Below are 15489 nucleotides of genomic sequence, written 5' to 3' on the forward strand. Positions count from 1 at the left end.
ACGTTGACATTGGCGCGCCGGGATGGTTCGATGCTGCATCGCAACAATTTTCGGCAGAGACATGGTTCCTGCCGAAAGGGAGGCGCCGTCGATGACAGACCCCCAAGCGCAGCATCCATCCCGGCTGATCGACCTGGCCCTGCAGGGTGGGGGCGCCCATGGCGCGTTCACCTGGGGCGTGCTTGATCGGCTGCTGGAAGAGAGCTGGCTACAGATTGACGGCATTTCAGGCACTTCGGCAGGCGCGATGAATGCCGCCATACTGGTCGACGGCTATGCGCAGGATGGCAGGCACGGCGCGCGCAAGGCACTCGAAGCCTTCTGGCGCAAGGTATCGGAAGCAGCGATGTTCAGCCCCTTCCGACGCAGCCCGCTCGACATCTTGATGGGACGCTGGACCCTCGACTATTCGCCGGTTTATACCGGCATGGACCTGATGGCGCGGCTCTTCTCGCCCTATGATCTTAATCCCGCGGGCTTCAACCCACTGACCGACATCCTCAACGATTGCATCGACTTCGATCATCTGGCGCATAGCCCGATCAAGCTGTTCATCACCGCGACCAGCGTGCGCACTGGCCAGGCCCGCGTTTTTCGCAACGCGGAAATCACGCCCGACGTACTGCTGGCTTCGGCTTGCCTGCCCACGATGTTCCATGCGGTGGAAATCGATGGAGAGGCCTATTGGGATGGCGGCTACTCCGGCAATCCGACGCTGACCCCGCTGGTGCGCGACTGCGATTCGGACGACACCATCCTGATCCAGGTGAACCCGGTCGAGCGCGCCACCGACCTTTATGCCGCGCGCGACATCGCCAGCCGGCTCAACGAAATTTCCTTCAACGCAGTGCTGCTGCAGGAAATCAGGATGATGGCGCTGCTGCGCCAGGTCGCCGATCCCGGCCATGGCGAAGGCGAGAAGTGGGCCAAGATGCGGATCCACCGGATCGCCAGCGCACAGATGCTCGACTATGGCCATTCGTCCAAGCTCAACGCCGAATGGGCGTTCCTCTGGCGGCTGAAACGCATCGGCCGCAAGGCCGCCGACGATTTCCTGAGACAGCATGGTCATTCGATCGGCCGGCAATCCACGCTCGATATCGACGCGCTGCTCGCCCATGTCTGATGCACTCACTGACGCGCTCAGCTTCCTGGGCATACTGGTCGCGCTCGGCGCGCTGATCGCCATGGCCTATCGCGGCTGGAGCGTGCTGTTCCTCGCCCCGGCGCTGGCGATGATCGCCGCCAGCTTTTCAGGCTATCCGATGCTGGCGAGCTGGACTCAGATCTTCATGGTCGCCGCCGCCGGCTTCCTCGCGCAATTTTTCCCGCTCTTCCTGCTGGGCGCGATCTTCGCCAAGCTGATGAACGACAGCGGATCGGTGCGCACCATTGCCGATGCCATGATCGGCTGGCTCGGCCCCAGCCGCGCGATCATGGCGGTGGTGCTGGCCGGCGCGATCCTGACCTATGGCGGGGTCAGCCTGTTCGTCGCCTTCTTCGTGCTGGTGCCGATGGCGCAGGCGCTGTTCCGCGTCGGCAATATTCCCCGGCGGCTGGTGCCCGCGACCATCATCCTGGGCACATCGACCTTCACCATGACCGCCCTGCCCGGCACGCCGGCGATCCAGAATGTCATTCCCATGCCCTTTTTCGGCACCTCCATCTATGCCGCGCCGGGCCTGGGCCTGATCGCCGCGGTCATCATGCTGGCGGTGGGGCTGGGCTGGTTGCTGCGAGCACAAGCGGCGGCGGCCGCGCGGCAGGAGGGCTATGACCCCAGCCTGTCCCCCGCCGCGCCGGTCGACAGCGCGCGGATGCGCGAACATACGACCACCGCCTCCACCTTCGATCCCGCAGAGATGGACAAGGGCGCGCCAACCGACGACCGCCCTTCGCTCGCCATCGCCTTCCTGCCGATCGGCGTAATGATCGGTTGCAACCTCATCCTTTCGCTCTGGGTGTTCCCGACCTGGGACGCACCCTTCCTGGCGCAGCCGCTGTGGGGCAGCACCAGCCTGGGCGCGGTTGCGGGCATATGGTCAGTGACGGCCGCGCTGATGATCGCGACGCTCGCCATCATCCTGTGCAACCAGGCACGCCTCATCAGCCTGCGCGACAGCATCGATTCGGGCGCCAACGCCGCCGTGCTGCCGATCATCAGCGTCGCCAGCCTGGTCGGCTTCGGCGCGGTGATCGCGGCGCTGCCCGCCTTCCACATGATCCGCGACTGGGTGCTGGGCATCGGTGGCGGGCCGCTGGTGTCGCTGGCGGTGGCCACCAACCTGCTCGCCGCGCTCACCGGATCGGCCTCGGGCGGGCTCACCATCGCGCTGGAGGCGCTGGGGCCGACCTATATGGACATCGCCGCGCAGACCGGCACCGATCCCGCCATCATGCACCGGGTGGCGGTGATCGGGTCGGGCACGCTCGACATATTGCCGCATAATGGCGCGATCGTGACGCTGTTGGCGCTGAGCGGCGTCACTCATCGCGAATCCTATCTGGATATCGCCATGGCCGGCATCGTCAGTTCGCTTGCGGCGCTGGTCGCCATCATCCTGATCGGGTCGACGATCGGCGGCTTCTGATCCCTTCGCCCCTTGGCCGGGTCGACAGGGGCGTGCGCATCCGCCATGGGCTGCCCCATGTTCGGCATCATCGCATCCATATTGTTCGTCCTGATCTGGTCCACCGGCTTCATCGTCGCGCGCGCGATGGTGCCCCATGGCGCGCCCGAACTGATCCTGGCGGCGCGTCTGTGCCTGACCGCGCTGCTGCTCGGCCTCCTTGCCCTGCGCGCACGCCAGCCGCTGCCGCACGGCAGGCGCCTGTGGCTGCATCTGGCGGCGGGGGCGATGCTGCACGGCTTTTACCTGACGCTCAGCTGGTGGGCGGTCGGCCATGGCATGCCCGCCGGCATCATGTCGCTGCTGGGCGCAACCCAGCCGCTGATGGTCGCGGTCGCCAGCGTCGCGATCCTGGGCGAACGGCTGCCCGCGCGCGCCTGGACCGGCCTTGCCATCGCGATCCTGGGCGTCGGCTGCGTGCTGATGCCCGCGATCGCCAAATCGGGCGCGGGCGCGATCACCCTGATCCCCGCCATTGCCGGCATCATCGCGGTGCTGGGCATGACCGGCGGCACGCTGATCCAGCGCGGCACGATCGGCGGCGATCCGATCTGGGTGTCGGGCGCGGTGCAGAATGCCGGCGGCGCGCTGGTCGCCATCGCCGCCACTTTGATCGTGGGCGAATGGCGCTGGGACAATAGCGTGATGCTGTGGATTGGCCTTGGCTGGTCGGTGCTGGGGCTGTCGGCGGCCGGCCTGTCGCTGCTGGTCTGGCTGGTGCGGACCCAGGGGCCGACGCGCATGTCTATGCTGCTGCTGCTGGTGCCGCCGCTTGCCGCGATCGAGGCCTGGCTGTTGTTCGGCGAGCGGCTCGGTCCGGTGCAGATCGCCGGCTTCGCGCTGGCGCTCATCGGCGTGCTGCTCGGCCGGTCGCAGCCCAAGCGGACCGAGGTTGTGGAGCCGGCCTGAACCGCGCCGTCACAGGTTCGTCACATCCTGCAACATGGCCGTCATCATCGCGCGCTAGGGCGGGGCATGAGCAAATCCAGCCGCACTCCGCCGCTTCCCTCGATCCTGTCGCAGGCGACGGACATGCAGATGCAGATGACCCTGCGCCAGGTCGGCTTCGGTGTGCCATCGCCCGGTGCCGCGCCAGCGCCCTATGTGCCGCCCAAGCCGGCTCCGGCACCGCGCGACGAGACTGCGCTCGCGCTCAAACGGCGCGACTGGCTGCTGAACGTGATGGAGCAGCAGCGCGCCCTGTCCCCCTATGCCTCCGGCCTGCTCACCGCCGAGGATCTGCCAGGCGAGGAATTTCTCCACAATTTCTATGCGCCCGGCCGCCCGGTGCTGATCAAGGGCGCGATGGCCGGCTGGCCGGCGCTCGATCGATGGACGCCCGACTATCTCGCCGAGCGGATCGGCGACGCCCAGATCGAATATCAGGGCGGCCGCGCCCAAGCCGCCGACTATGAACTCGCCAAGGACCGGCACAAACGCCGCGCCCCCTTCCGCCAGTTCATCGACCTGGTGCGGGACGGCGGCAACGATGCTTATCTCACCGCCTATAACAGCGCGGCGAACGGCCCTGCCCTCGCGCCGCTACAGGCCGACCTCGGCCATCCCGACGCCTATCTCGCGCCGACGCCGGGCATGCTCTGGATCGGCGGCGCGGGCGCCTTCACCCCGCTCCATTTCGACCTCACCAACAATCTGCTGGCGCAGGTCACCGGCAGCAAGCAGGTCATCCTGGTGCCACCGTCGCAGACCAGCCGGCTGGCGCACAACCGCCATGTCTTCAGCGATGTCGGCGACCTGACCGATCCGGCGCGGCTCGCCCAATATCCCCGCGCCCGCGACCTGCTGCGCTACGAGGTGCGCCTGACGCCCGGCGACCTGCTCTTCATCCCGATCGGCTGGTGGCATCAGGTCCGGTCGGAAAGCTTCTCGACCATGCTGACCTACACGCATTTCCACTGGCCCAATGCGGGCCATGAAAATTATCCAGCGGGTTAGAGCCTTGTTTGGAGAATGTGCTGCCGCACATTCTGCCGCACCGGCCCGCTCCCCACCCGGCCACCCAACGGCCGTATTCTGTGGGTGGCCGGGTGGGGGAGCGGGCTGGCACCGTCTCAAAAATGCGCTCTTCCGCGCATTTTTCGCAATCAGCCTTCCCGCAGCCGTTCATGATGACGGATCACCTCATCGATGATGAAGCGCAGGAATTTCTCGGTGAAATCCGGGTCCAGATTGGCGTCGAGCGCCAACTGGCGCAACCGCTGGATCTGGCGTTCCTCGCGGCCCGGATCGGCCGGCGGCAGGTCGTGGGTCGCCTTATATTCGCCGACCGCCTGGGTGACCTTGAAGCGTTCCGCCAGCATGAAGACGAGCGCCGCGTCGATATTGTCGATGCTCTCGCGATAGCGCTTCAAAGTCTCGTCCACCTGGCATTCTCCACTGGGGCATCGCGACGGAAAAGCGCGTGGCATTTCCGTTACTGCGATGCGTCAATCCATCGTCCGGCGCGCTTTTTGCGCCATTGGGTCGCGCAGGCAAGCTATTCCCGCTTGCCATCTGCTTTTTGCCCCGCCACAGGACGCTTGTCATGACTGCATCCTCCCCCGGCAACGTCCATCCGATCGGTCGCGCCAGCGCCCCTTCGCTCGCTCCCATCATGGCGCTCGTCGCCGATGGCATGAACCAGGTGAACGGCGTCATCCTGGACCGGATGCAGTCGCGCATCCCGCTGATCCCGGAACTGGCCGGCCATCTGATCGCCGGCGGTGGCAAGCGGTTGCGGCCGATGCTGACGCTCGCCTGCGCCGATCTGGTCGGCTATGCGGGCACCCGCCATTACAAGCTCGCCGCTTCGGTCGAGTTCATCCACACCGCCACCCTGCTGCATGACGATGTCGTCGACGGATCGGGCCTGCGCCGCGGCCGCAAGACCGCCAACATCATCTGGGGCAACAGCGCCTCCGTGCTGGTCGGCGACTTCCTCTTCTCCCGCTCGTTCGAGCTGATGGTCGAGGCCGAGTCGCTCAAGGTGCTCAAGATCCTGTCGGGCGCATCGGCGATCATCGCCGAGGGCGAGGTCAACCAACTGACCGCCCAGCGCAAGATCGACACCAGCGAAGAACAATATCTCGACATCATCGGCGCCAAGACCGCCGCCCTCTTCTCTGCCGCCTGCCGCATTTCCGCCGTGGTCGCCGACCGCAGCGAGGCGGAGGAGCATGCGCTCGACGTCTATGGCCGCAACCTGGGCATCGCCTTCCAGCTGATCGACGACGCGATCGACTATGAATCGGACGGCGCGACCATGGGCAAGGATGCCGGCGACGATTTCCGCGACGGCAAGGTCACCCTGCCGGTGATCCTGGCCTATGCGCGCGGATCGGACGAGGACAAGGCCTTCTGGAAGGCCGCGATCTCGGGCCATCGCATCAGCGACGAGGATCTCGCTCACGCCACGCAGCTGCTGCGCCAGACTGGCGCTATCGCCGACACCCTGGCCCGCGCCCGCCATTATGGCCAGCGCGCGATCGATGCGCTGGGCATGTTCGATGCCGGCAAGGCGAAAGCGGCCCTTACCGAAGCGGTCGAATTCGCGATAGCACGCGCCTATTGAAGCATTTTCCGAAGCGGACGGCACGTCCGCTGCCTCGGTCAATGCGGCAAACCATAGATTGAGGGTGCGGGCGGTTTCGTTCGTCTCCCTTTCCGTCAACCGTTCGCCCTGAGCGAAGTCGAAGGGCAAGGCCGAGCCACAGGCGAAGGTCCTTCGCCTCGCTCATGCGCGCGCTTCGACTTCGCTCAGCCCGAACGGGGTAAATATTTTGATCCTCTCTCCCGAAATCATCGCCTTCCTCATGGCCGCCGCGCTGATGGCCGGCTGCATCGACGCGATGGCGGGCGGTGGCGGCCTCATCACCCTGCCGGCCTTGATGGCCGTTGGTATCCCCCCGGTCCCCGCGGTCGCCACCAACAAGCTGCAATCCAGCTTCGGCACGTTCGGCGCCTGCATCGCCTATGCCCGCAAGGGGCATATGGACCTTAGAACCTATCGCTGGCCTACCATCGCCGCCTTTGTCGGATCGGTCGGGGGCGCCTGGCTGCTGCAGCGGGTCAGCCCCGCCATCCTGGCCGGGTTGATGCCCGCGCTGCTGATCGCGATCGCCGCCTATTTCACCTTCTCGCCCAAGGCCAGCGACCTTGACCGGCACAGCCGCATCGGCATCGGCCTGCTCAGCCTGCTGATCGGCGTGGTCGGCTTCTATGATGGTTTCTTCGGCCCGGGGGCCGGCGCCTTCTACACCACCGTCTATCTGGCGCTCGGCGGCCTGTCGCTGCTGCGTGCCACGGCCCAGACCAAGGCCGCCAATTTCGCTTCCAACGTCGCAGGCCTGCTGACCATGATCGCGGGCGGCCATGTGCTCTGGATCGCCGGCCTCGCCATGGCGGTCGGCTCCATCGTCGGCGGCCAGATCGGCTCCCATCTTGCCATGCGCTTCGGCTCGAAGCTCATCAAGCCGGTGCTGATCGTCATGTCGCTCGCGCTGACGGCCAAGATGCTGCTCGACCCGAAAAACCCGATCCACATCTATTTGTTCGGCTGAGTCGGTGGCCCCGCGACGCGACAGTAAAAATCGGCTCCGAAGTTCACAGTGTAAACGGCCTATTCGGGCCTTTTGCGCCTGCTTTGCACCCATGACGCGCCGCCCACGCGCCTGTGACGCATCATGGGCGATGCAGACCGGGTCAGCGCGGCGCGCCATGAACGCCTGCCCGACGCGACAGTGAAGCGCCACCGAAGCGACGGCAACGCACCTGATATGCGCGCAAGGCAGAAGCGGCAGTCCAACATGCATCGCCAAGGGTAGATCAGAGGCAAGGCGAATAGGAAAGAGACGGCCGGTTTCGACCATTCTTGGTAACTCCGCCAGGTTATCCTCATTCCTAAAACCGGCCACTCATTCAGATGGCCCGTTGGACGCCGAAAGACGAAATCAGGTGAAGAGCGGCCATTTACTCTTCGATGGAACGTGCTTTCAATTTAGGTCCGAGCAAACCGATCAAACTGGTGATTCCGCATGTAAGCAATACAAGCCCGACGGGCGGCTTACCCTCACTGATCCATACGGTTAGCAGCACTGATCCACTAACGATTATTGGCGTCGCAAGAGCATAACACATAAGCGTGTAATGGGTCTGAACACGGGGCATCGTTAGACGATATCATGCGACAGAATGACCGCAAGGGGGCGATTGTTGCCGAACGATCTTTACAGCTATCGCCCGTCACCTCCCCAAAACCAGCCTGACCGCTCCCCACCCCATTCCCCCTTGCTTGTCCTGCGCCTTGCGCTCTGCCCCGATTGGCGCGAGAGGGGGCGGATCATGACTGCCCCTGCCCTGCCGATCCATGCCGTGTTGCCCGACCTGCTCGCCGCGCTGGCGCGTGGCAGCAATGCGGTGCTGGTGGCGCCGCCGGGCGCGGGCAAGACGACGGCGGTGGCGCCGGCGCTGCTCGACCAGCCCTGGTGCACGGGGCAAGTGCTGCTGCTGTCGCCGCGCCGTCTTGCCGCGCGGGCCGCGGCCGAGCGCATTGCCGAGATGCTGGGGGAACAGCCCGGCGGCACGGTCGGCTATGCGACGCGGATGGACAGCAAGGTTTCGGCCAAGACACGGCTGCTGGTGCTGACCGAAGGCATTTTCGTCCGCCGCATCCAGGATGATCCCGAACTGGCGGGCGTGTCGGCCGTGCTGTTCGACGAAGTGCATGAGCGCAGCCTGGACAGCGATTTCGGCCTGGCGCTGGCGCTCGACGCGCAGGCGGCATTTCGGCCGGACCTGCGCATTCTGCCGATGTCGGCGACGCTGGATGGCGCGCGCTTTTCCACCTTGCTGGATGGCGCGCCGGTGATCGAAAGCGAGGGCAAGATCCAGCCCTTGGAGCTGCGCAATATCGGTCGCCATGCCGAAAAGCGGATCGAGGATGAGATGGCCGCCGCCATTCGCCGCGCGTTGGAGGAGGAAGCCGACGGCGACCTGCTCGCCTTCCTGCCCGGCGTGCGGGAAATCGAGCGCACCGCCGAACGGATCGAGGGCACCACCGCCGAGATTCACATGTTGCACGGCTCGCTCGATCCGGCGGCTCAGCGCGCCGCCATCCGCCCCTCGCGCGAAGGGCGGCGCAAGGTGATCCTCGCCACCTCGATCGCCGAGACCAGCCTGACCATCGACGGCGTCCGCATCGTCGTCGACAGCGGCCTGGCTCGTCGCCCACGCTATGACCGCGCCGCCGGCGTCACCCGCCTGGTCACCGAGCGCGCCAGCCAGGCGTCGGCAACCCAGCGCGCCGGCCGCGCCGCGCGCCAGCGTCCGGGCGTCGCCTATCGTCTGTGGGAAGCCGCCGCGACGGCGGGCATGCCGCCCTTCGACCCGCCCGAAATATTGGAAAGCGATCTTTCCAGCCTGTTGCTCGACTGCGCGCTCTGGGGCGTGAACGATCCAGCCAGCCTGCGCTGGCTCGACGCGCCGCCCGCCGCCGCCTTGGCCGAGGCTTCCCGGCGGCTGACCGCGCTGGAAGCGCTCGACACCGACGGCCGCATCACCCCCCATGGCAAGGCGCTCGCTACCCTGCCGCTGGCGCCGCGCATCGCCCATATGCTGGTGCGCGCCGGTGAGCGCGGCCTCGCCCGCACCGCCGCCGAGATCGCAGTCCTGCTCGGTGAACGCGGCCTGGGCGGGCAGGATACCGACCTCACCCTGCGGCTCCAGCGCTGGCGCCGCGAGGGCGGCAAGCGAGCCGAAGCAGGTCGCGGCCTCGCCAAGCGCTGGGCCAGGCTGGTCGATGCCCGGTCGCCCGCAGAGGGCGGACTGCACGATGTCGGCCTCTGCCTTGCCCTTGCCTTTCCCGATCGCGTCGCCAAGCGCCGCTCCGCCGACGGTGCCGACTGGGCGAGCGTGGGCGGGCGCGGCTTCCGCCTCGATCCGCTCTCGCCGCTGGCCAGCGAAGCCTGGCTGGCGGTGGGCGAGGTGCAGGGCAGCGCCGCGGGTGCGCGCATCCTGTCCGCCGCCCCGATCGGCGAGGCAGACGTGATCGCTTTGTTCGGCGAACGCATCGCCGAGCATCGCACGGTAAAATTCCGCCCCGCCAATGGCGGGATCGAGGCGCTGCGGGAGCGCCGGCTGGGCGCGGTCCGCCTGTCCTCCGGCTCCGATGACCGGCCCGACCCCGATGCCATGGTCGCCGCGCTGGTCGATGGCGTGCGGCAGGGCGGCCTTGCCCTCCTCCCCTGGTCGGAGGCGGCGCAATCGCTGCGGATGCGCGCAGATTTTGCCGGGATCGACGAATTGTCCGACGCCGCCCTGATCGACACGCTGGACGAGTGGCTGCCGCCGCTGCTGGCGGGCAAGCGCCGCCTGTCCGACGTCGACCGCTCGCAACTGTCGGGCGTGCTCGAAACGCTGATCGGCTGGGACGGCAAGCAGCAGCTCGACCGGCTCGCCCCGCCCGATTTCCGATCGCCTGCCGGCTCCACCCATGCGATCGACTATGCGGCGGAAGGTGGCCCGCGCGTGGAATTGCGGGTGCAGGCGCTGTTCGGCCTGTCGCAGCATCCCACGGTCGGAAACCAGCGCATTCCGCTGGTCCTGTCGCTCACCTCGCCCGCCGGCCGGCCAATCCAGACGACGCGCGACCTGCCGGGCTTCTGGGCCGGCAACTGGCGCGACGTGGCCAAGGAAATGCGCGGCCGCTATCCCCGCCACCCTTGGCCCGACGATCCGGCGAGCGCCAATGCCACATTGCGCACCAAAAATGCGGACGCGCGCCGCAACTCTTGACTTGGGCGTGACCGCTGGTGCAACGCACAATGACGATTTTACGGAGTTCCATCGCGATGACCGCGCGCATTTACCAGATCCAGAAGAACGCCCTCCAGTCCGGCAAGGCGCTGACTCACAAGTGGGTGCTGGAATATGCGCCCGCCGAAGCGAAGAAGGCCGATCCGCTGACCGGCTGGGCCGGCTCGGGCGACACCAAGCAGCAGCTGAAGCTCAGCTTCTCCTCGCAGGAAGCCGCCGTCGCCTATGCCGAGCGCGAGAAGATCGCCTACACCGTCATCGCGACCCCGCCCAAGACGCTGAAAATTCAGGCCTACGCCGACAATTTCCGCTGATCCTCCCGCCCCTGTGGGGCTGGAATAGCAGAGCGCGGCGCGACACGGCACGCCGCGAACAAGGCATATTGCCCCAGATGCTGCCCGATTGACGCCTTATTCGCTTGCCAAAGAGCTGGCTGAGGCGGCAAAAGCCGTGCTTTCATGGAAAGATTGACGAGATAATGACCGATCGCAGCGAGATTTTCGACAGCGTCGCCGCGCAGATCGCCCCCTTCAACAAGAAGGGCGTCGACCTCAGCGAAGCCACCACTTTTGCCGGCGACCTGGAATGGGACAGCCTGACCGTGATGGACTTCGTCGCAGCCATCGAGGACGAGTTCGACATCATCATCACCATGAACATGCAGGCCGAGATCGAGACCGTGGGCCAGCTGGTCGACGCGGTCGCCAAGCTCAAGGGCTAAGCCGCCCTCCCTGTCCCGTTCGCTTCGAGCGAAGTCGAGAAGCCTCCCGTACCGGTTCTCGACAGGCTCGACCCGAACGGAGGTTCTGAACCGAACGGATTTTACTATGACCGACGCCCTTGCCACCGCGAACGATTCCCGCACCCCGGACGAAGTACCGGGCGCGCGCGATCTCTTCTCCAAGTTCGATCCGCTGATCAACGAGCGCGAGGCGCTGCTGGCGACGGGCGTGCGCGATCCCTACGCGATCGTCATGGACCAGGTGCTCTCGCCCACCCGTGCGATCATCAAGGGCAAGGAAACCATCCTGCTCGGCACCTATAATTATATGGGCATGACCTTCGACCCAGACGTCGTCGAAGCCGGCAAGAAGGCGCTGGACGAATTTGGCGCCGGCACCACCGGCAGCCGCGTCCTCAACGGCACCTATCAGGGCCATAAGGAAGTCGAGGACGCGCTCAAGGAGTTCTACGGCACGTCGGGCGCCATGGTCTTTTCGACCGGCTATCAGGCGAATCTGGGTATCATCTCCACCCTGGCGGGCAAGGGCGACTATGTCGTGCTCGACGCCGACAGCCACGCGTCCATCTATGATGGCTGCGCCATGGGCAATGCGGAGATCGTCCGCTTCCGTCACAACAGCGTCGAGGATCTGGACAAGCGCCTGGGTCGCCTGCCCGCCGACGCGCTGAAGCTGGTCGTGCTGGAAGGCGTCTATTCGATGCTGGGCGACGTCGCCCCGCTGCCCGAGATGGTCGCCGCCATCCGCAAGCATCCCAACTGCATGATCCTGTGCGACGAAGCGCATGGCATGGGCTTTTTCGGCCCCAATGGCCGTGGCGCCTATGAGGAACAGGGCGTCGAGGGCGAGATCGACTTCGTGGTCGGCACCTTCTCCAAGTCGGTCGGCACCGTCGGCGGCTTCTGTGTCTCGAACCATCCCAAGTTCGAAATCCTGCGCCTGGTCTGCCGTCCCTATGTCTTCACCGCATCGCTGCCGCCGAGCGTCGTCGCCACTGCGGCGACCAGCATCCGCAAGCTGATGCACGCCGGCGAAAAGCGCGCCCATCTGTGGAAGAACAGCCAGCGACTGCACAAGGGCCTGACCGACCTCGGCTTCAAGCTGGGCAGCGCCACGCCGCAGTCGGCGATCATCGCCGTCATCCTGACCGACCAGATGCAGGCGGTGGCGATGTGGCAGACGCTGCTGGAGCTGGGCCTCTACGTCAACATGGCGCGCCCGCCGGCAACCCCGGCCGGCACCTTCCTGCTGCGCTGCTCACTCTGTGCCGAACATAGTGACGAACAGGTCGAACAGATCATCGCCATGTTCGAGACGGCCGGCAAGGCGACGGGCGCGATCGCCTGATCGCGCTTTTGTCGGCCCAGACGACCGGCCGGGTATTTCCTGCGACGGAATATGCTACAGCAACGGAACCATCTAACTGCGATAATCGCGCGGTTAACATAGTTCGGTTAGTGTAACGGTATATGGCGGACGGCGATATCATCGAGGAACAGGAACTGGGCTGGCGGGCCATGGCGCGGCGTTACATGCCGGTGGTGCTGGTCATATTGCTGATCGGATCGCTCGGCGCCCTGCTCTATAATGCCAGCAACGCGACGCGCGATCATCAGCGCGCGCTCGCCGAACAGCAGCGCAGCTTCGAGATCATCGCTCTCGCTCGGGCATTCGACGCCAAGACCGCACGCGCAGAAATCACGCTGGCCCGTTACGTCATCAGCCTCGACCCCGATACCGGCCGCCTGTTCCAGGACCAGTGGCGGACCGCCGGCAGCCAGCTCAAATCCTTGGCCTATGCCAGTCGCAGTTCGGATTGGCAGCGGGGCAATGTCCGTGCGCTGCAAGCCGCCTATGCCCAGCGCGGCAAGACGCTGAGCGAAATCGGCCTGCGTACCACTTACGACCAGAAAATGGGTGCCCTCGCCCAATTCCACAAAGCGGGGCAGTCGCAGGACATCAAGCGCATGACAGCGCTGATCGATCTCGTCATTCAGGCGGAAAATGCCCGGTTGCGCGAACGCAGCCTGGCGGTGACGCTGGCCGGTGATCGCACGGAATTTGTCGGCAAGACCTCTCGCATGCTGGGGCTGGTCCTGCTCGTCTGCGTCCTGTTCGCCCTGTGGCTGGCCAACGCCGCCTATACCGAGCGCCGCAATGCCCGTCGCATGGCCGATGTGGAAGGCGAACGCGCCGATCGGCTGGAAAGCGCGGTTGCCACACGTACGGCCGAATTGTCGGACGCCTATCTGCAGCTCAAGCAGGAATCGGCCGAACGGGAAGCGGCCGAGGAAAATCTGCGCCAGATGCACAAAATGGATGCGGTCGGCCAGTTGACCGGGGGCATCGCGCACGACTTCAACAATATGCTGGCCGTCGTGGTCGGTGGGCTGGAACTGGCCAAGCGCAAGCTGCGGCTCAAGCCCGAGGAAGCGGGCCGCCACCTCGACAATGCCATGGAAGGCGCCAACCGCGCCGCCGCCCTCACCCGGCGCCTGCTCGCCTTTGCCCGATCCGAACCGCTGTTGCCCAGCGCGGTCGACCCGGATTCGCTGCTGCGCGGCATGGCGGATCTGGTCGATCGTACCATCGGCGATCAGATCATCGTGCAGTTCGGCCATCAGGCCAAGGGCTGGCACGTCTTCGTCGACCAGCATCAGATGGAAAATGCGATCCTCAACCTGTGCGTCAATGCCCGCGACGCGATGGAAGGCCGCGGCCGGCTGGCGATCGAGACCGGCCAGGCCGAACTGGCCGCCAACGAGATCGGCGAATGCGCGCCCGGCGAATATGTGACCCTGTCGGTCACGGACAATGGTTGCGGCATGACGCCCGAGGTGGTGGCCCGCGTGTTCGAGCCGTTCTTCACGACCAAGCCGGTCGGCAAGGGAACAGGGCTGGGCCTCAGCCAGATATTCGGCTTCGTCCGCCAGAGCGAAGGCGAAATCCGTATCGATTCCACGGTGAGCAAGGGCACCAGCGTCCATATCTACCTGCCCCGCAAGATCGTGACCGAGGAAGAGAAAGCCGGCGAGATACATCAGCCCGGCGCAGTCCACACGCTGCATCCGCCGACCCGCATATTGGTGGTCGAGGATGACCCGCGCGTGCTCAACCAGACCATGTCGGCGCTGGCGGAACTGGGCCATCTGCCCATCGCCTGCGACCATCCGACCAAGGCAGCGAAGCTGCTCGCCAATAATCTCGACATTGGCCTCATCATGAGCGACGTGCTGATGCCGGACATGACGGGGCCGGAAATGATCCGCGACCTGCCCGCGCAACACCGCCATCTTCCGGTGCTGTTCGTCACCGGCTATACCGGCGATGCAACGGAAAGCGCCGATTTCGAGGGGCATGAAGTGCTGCGCAAACCCTATACGCTGATGGCGCTGGGCCAGGCACTGTCGCAGGCGCTCAGCGGATCGAACCGCGCAGGAACAGCCGCGGCAGCAGAGTGACCGCGCCCAGCAACGGCCAGCGCCGCTGCCAGGGCTTGATCGCTATGCTGGTGCCGGCATGGCGATTGATCTTCCAGGCGAGATAGTCGATGCCGCCGGCATAGGTGAAACTGGCCTTGGCCAGCCGCACCACCGACAGATATTTGCCGCGTCGCTGGAGTTGGCGCCAGAGCTTCGCCGCATTGTCGGGCGAAGGCGGCAGCCCTTCGGCCAGCGCCGCCGCACCGATGCGGCGATAACGATCCGGATCGGCATCGACGATCGAGAGCGAGCGGCCGGTTTTCTCCGCTCGCAGTTCGGCATTATAGGTGAGCGTAAAACCGGTCTTCCACAGCGTGACCGGATCATCCCCCTGCCCATCTGCCATCGGCCGGGCGAGCGAGAGCAAGGTCGGTGCGGCCTGCGCCACCGCCACCAGCGCGCGCTGGCGGGCCAAATCGTCCGCCACCCACAGCAAGCGCGAAGGCTGGGCGAAGCGCGCCCAGACCGAAACATTGTCCGCCTTCACGCTGTTCAGCCGGGCAAAGTCGGCTTCGGACAGCACCGCATATTTGGCGATCAGGCCATTATGCTCGAACGGAAAGACATTGGGCGGAATCGCCCGGTTCGCCCGCGCCAGCCAGCCCTTGCCATAAGCCGCGTCATAATCGGAGACGATCAGGTAGAAATCGAGCATCAGCCCGTCGAGATTGGCCTCGCGCAGGCAGGAACCGTAGAAGAGTACGGCCCGCGCCGCATCGGGATATTGCGCCGCGAGCGCGCCCGCCATGGCCGCCGCGCGCGGATCGGCTGGCGCGGTGAGTTCAGCGGTCACGAGCGAGAATAGGCTGTTGGTCATCGGCG

The 15489-nt window shown here is 65.7% G+C and carries 13 protein-coding genes; 11 read left to right on the forward strand and 2 right to left on the reverse strand.

What is annotated here, in order from left to right; genetic code table 11:
- Positions 1 to 91: 91 nt before the first annotated feature.
- The 4 genes from PMI04_RS15935 (at position 92) to PMI04_RS15950 (ending at position 4586) form a co-directional block, all read left to right on the forward strand.
- Positions 92 to 1126, forward strand: coding sequence for a patatin-like phospholipase family protein (locus tag PMI04_RS15935; RefSeq protein WP_007708215.1), 1035 nt, complete (start codon positions 92 to 94; stop codon positions 1124 to 1126).
- Positions 1119 to 2591, forward strand: a complete 1473-nt coding sequence (locus PMI04_RS15940; protein ID WP_007708209.1) for a GntP family permease — start codon at positions 1119 to 1121, stop codon at positions 2589 to 2591. The genes PMI04_RS15935 and PMI04_RS15940 overlap by 8 nt, the downstream gene beginning before the upstream one ends.
- Before the next feature lie 45 nt (positions 2592 to 2636).
- Positions 2637 to 3539 (forward strand): DMT family transporter, encoded by a 903-nt coding sequence (locus PMI04_RS15945; protein WP_007708206.1) that lies wholly within the window; start codon positions 2637 to 2639, stop codon positions 3537 to 3539.
- A gap of 66 nt (positions 3540 to 3605) precedes the next feature.
- The gene (locus PMI04_RS15950) at positions 3606 to 4586 is read left to right on the forward strand and encodes a cupin-like domain-containing protein (protein WP_007708204.1); all 981 of its coding nucleotides are present in this window, start codon (positions 3606 to 3608) and stop codon (positions 4584 to 4586) included.
- 149 nt (positions 4587 to 4735) lie between these two features.
- Here the strand turns inward: PMI04_RS15950 and PMI04_RS15955 are convergent, their stop codons facing one another.
- Entirely contained in the window at positions 4736 to 5014 is a 279-nt protein-coding gene (locus PMI04_RS15955) for a chorismate mutase (RefSeq protein WP_007708202.1), read from the reverse strand.
- Positions 5015 to 5175: 161 nt separating this feature from the next.
- Here PMI04_RS15955 and PMI04_RS15960 point away from each other — a divergent pair, with 161 nt between their 5' ends.
- The 7 genes from PMI04_RS15960 (at position 5176) to PMI04_RS15990 (ending at position 14646) form a co-directional block, all read left to right on the forward strand.
- A complete protein-coding gene (locus PMI04_RS15960; RefSeq protein WP_007708201.1) occupies positions 5176 to 6201 on the forward strand; it encodes a polyprenyl synthetase family protein in 1026 nt (341 codons plus the stop codon).
- 208 nt (positions 6202 to 6409) lie between these two features.
- Positions 6410 to 7189 carry a TSUP family transporter gene (locus tag PMI04_RS15965; RefSeq protein WP_037485966.1) on the forward strand — a complete coding sequence of 260 codons (780 nt, stop codon included), beginning with the start codon at positions 6410 to 6412 and terminating at the stop codon, positions 7187 to 7189.
- A 781-nt stretch (positions 7190 to 7970) separates the two neighbouring features.
- The gene (gene hrpB / locus PMI04_RS15970) at positions 7971 to 10421 is read left to right on the forward strand and encodes an ATP-dependent helicase HrpB (protein WP_283184799.1); all 2451 of its coding nucleotides are present in this window, start codon (positions 7971 to 7973) and stop codon (positions 10419 to 10421) included.
- A gap of 56 nt (positions 10422 to 10477) precedes the next feature.
- The gene (locus tag PMI04_RS15975; RefSeq protein ID WP_007711606.1) at positions 10478 to 10756 is read left to right on the forward strand and encodes an ETC complex I subunit; all 279 of its coding nucleotides are present in this window, start codon (positions 10478 to 10480) and stop codon (positions 10754 to 10756) included.
- 164 nt (positions 10757 to 10920) lie between these two features.
- A complete protein-coding gene (locus tag PMI04_RS15980) occupies positions 10921 to 11163 on the forward strand; it encodes an acyl carrier protein (protein WP_007711607.1) in 243 nt (80 codons plus the stop codon).
- Positions 11164 to 11269: 106 nt separating this feature from the next.
- Complete coding sequence (locus tag PMI04_RS15985) at positions 11270 to 12532, forward strand: aminotransferase class I/II-fold pyridoxal phosphate-dependent enzyme (RefSeq protein ID WP_007711608.1); 1263 nt, start codon at positions 11270 to 11272, stop codon at positions 12530 to 12532.
- 122 nt (positions 12533 to 12654) lie between these two features.
- A complete protein-coding gene (locus PMI04_RS15990; protein WP_007711609.1) occupies positions 12655 to 14646 on the forward strand; it encodes an ATP-binding protein in 1992 nt (663 codons plus the stop codon).
- Here PMI04_RS15990 and PMI04_RS15995 read toward each other — a convergent pair.
- Positions 14603 to 15484, reverse strand: a complete 882-nt coding sequence (locus PMI04_RS15995) for a hypothetical protein (protein ID WP_007711611.1) — start codon at positions 15482 to 15484, stop codon at positions 14603 to 14605. The two genes, PMI04_RS15990 and PMI04_RS15995, sit on opposite strands and share 44 nt — an antisense overlap.
- Between the last annotated feature and the right edge of the window lie 5 nt (positions 15485 to 15489).

The organism is Sphingobium sp. AP49, assembly GCF_000281715.2.
GTDB lineage: Bacteria > Pseudomonadota > Alphaproteobacteria > Sphingomonadales > Sphingomonadaceae > Sphingobium.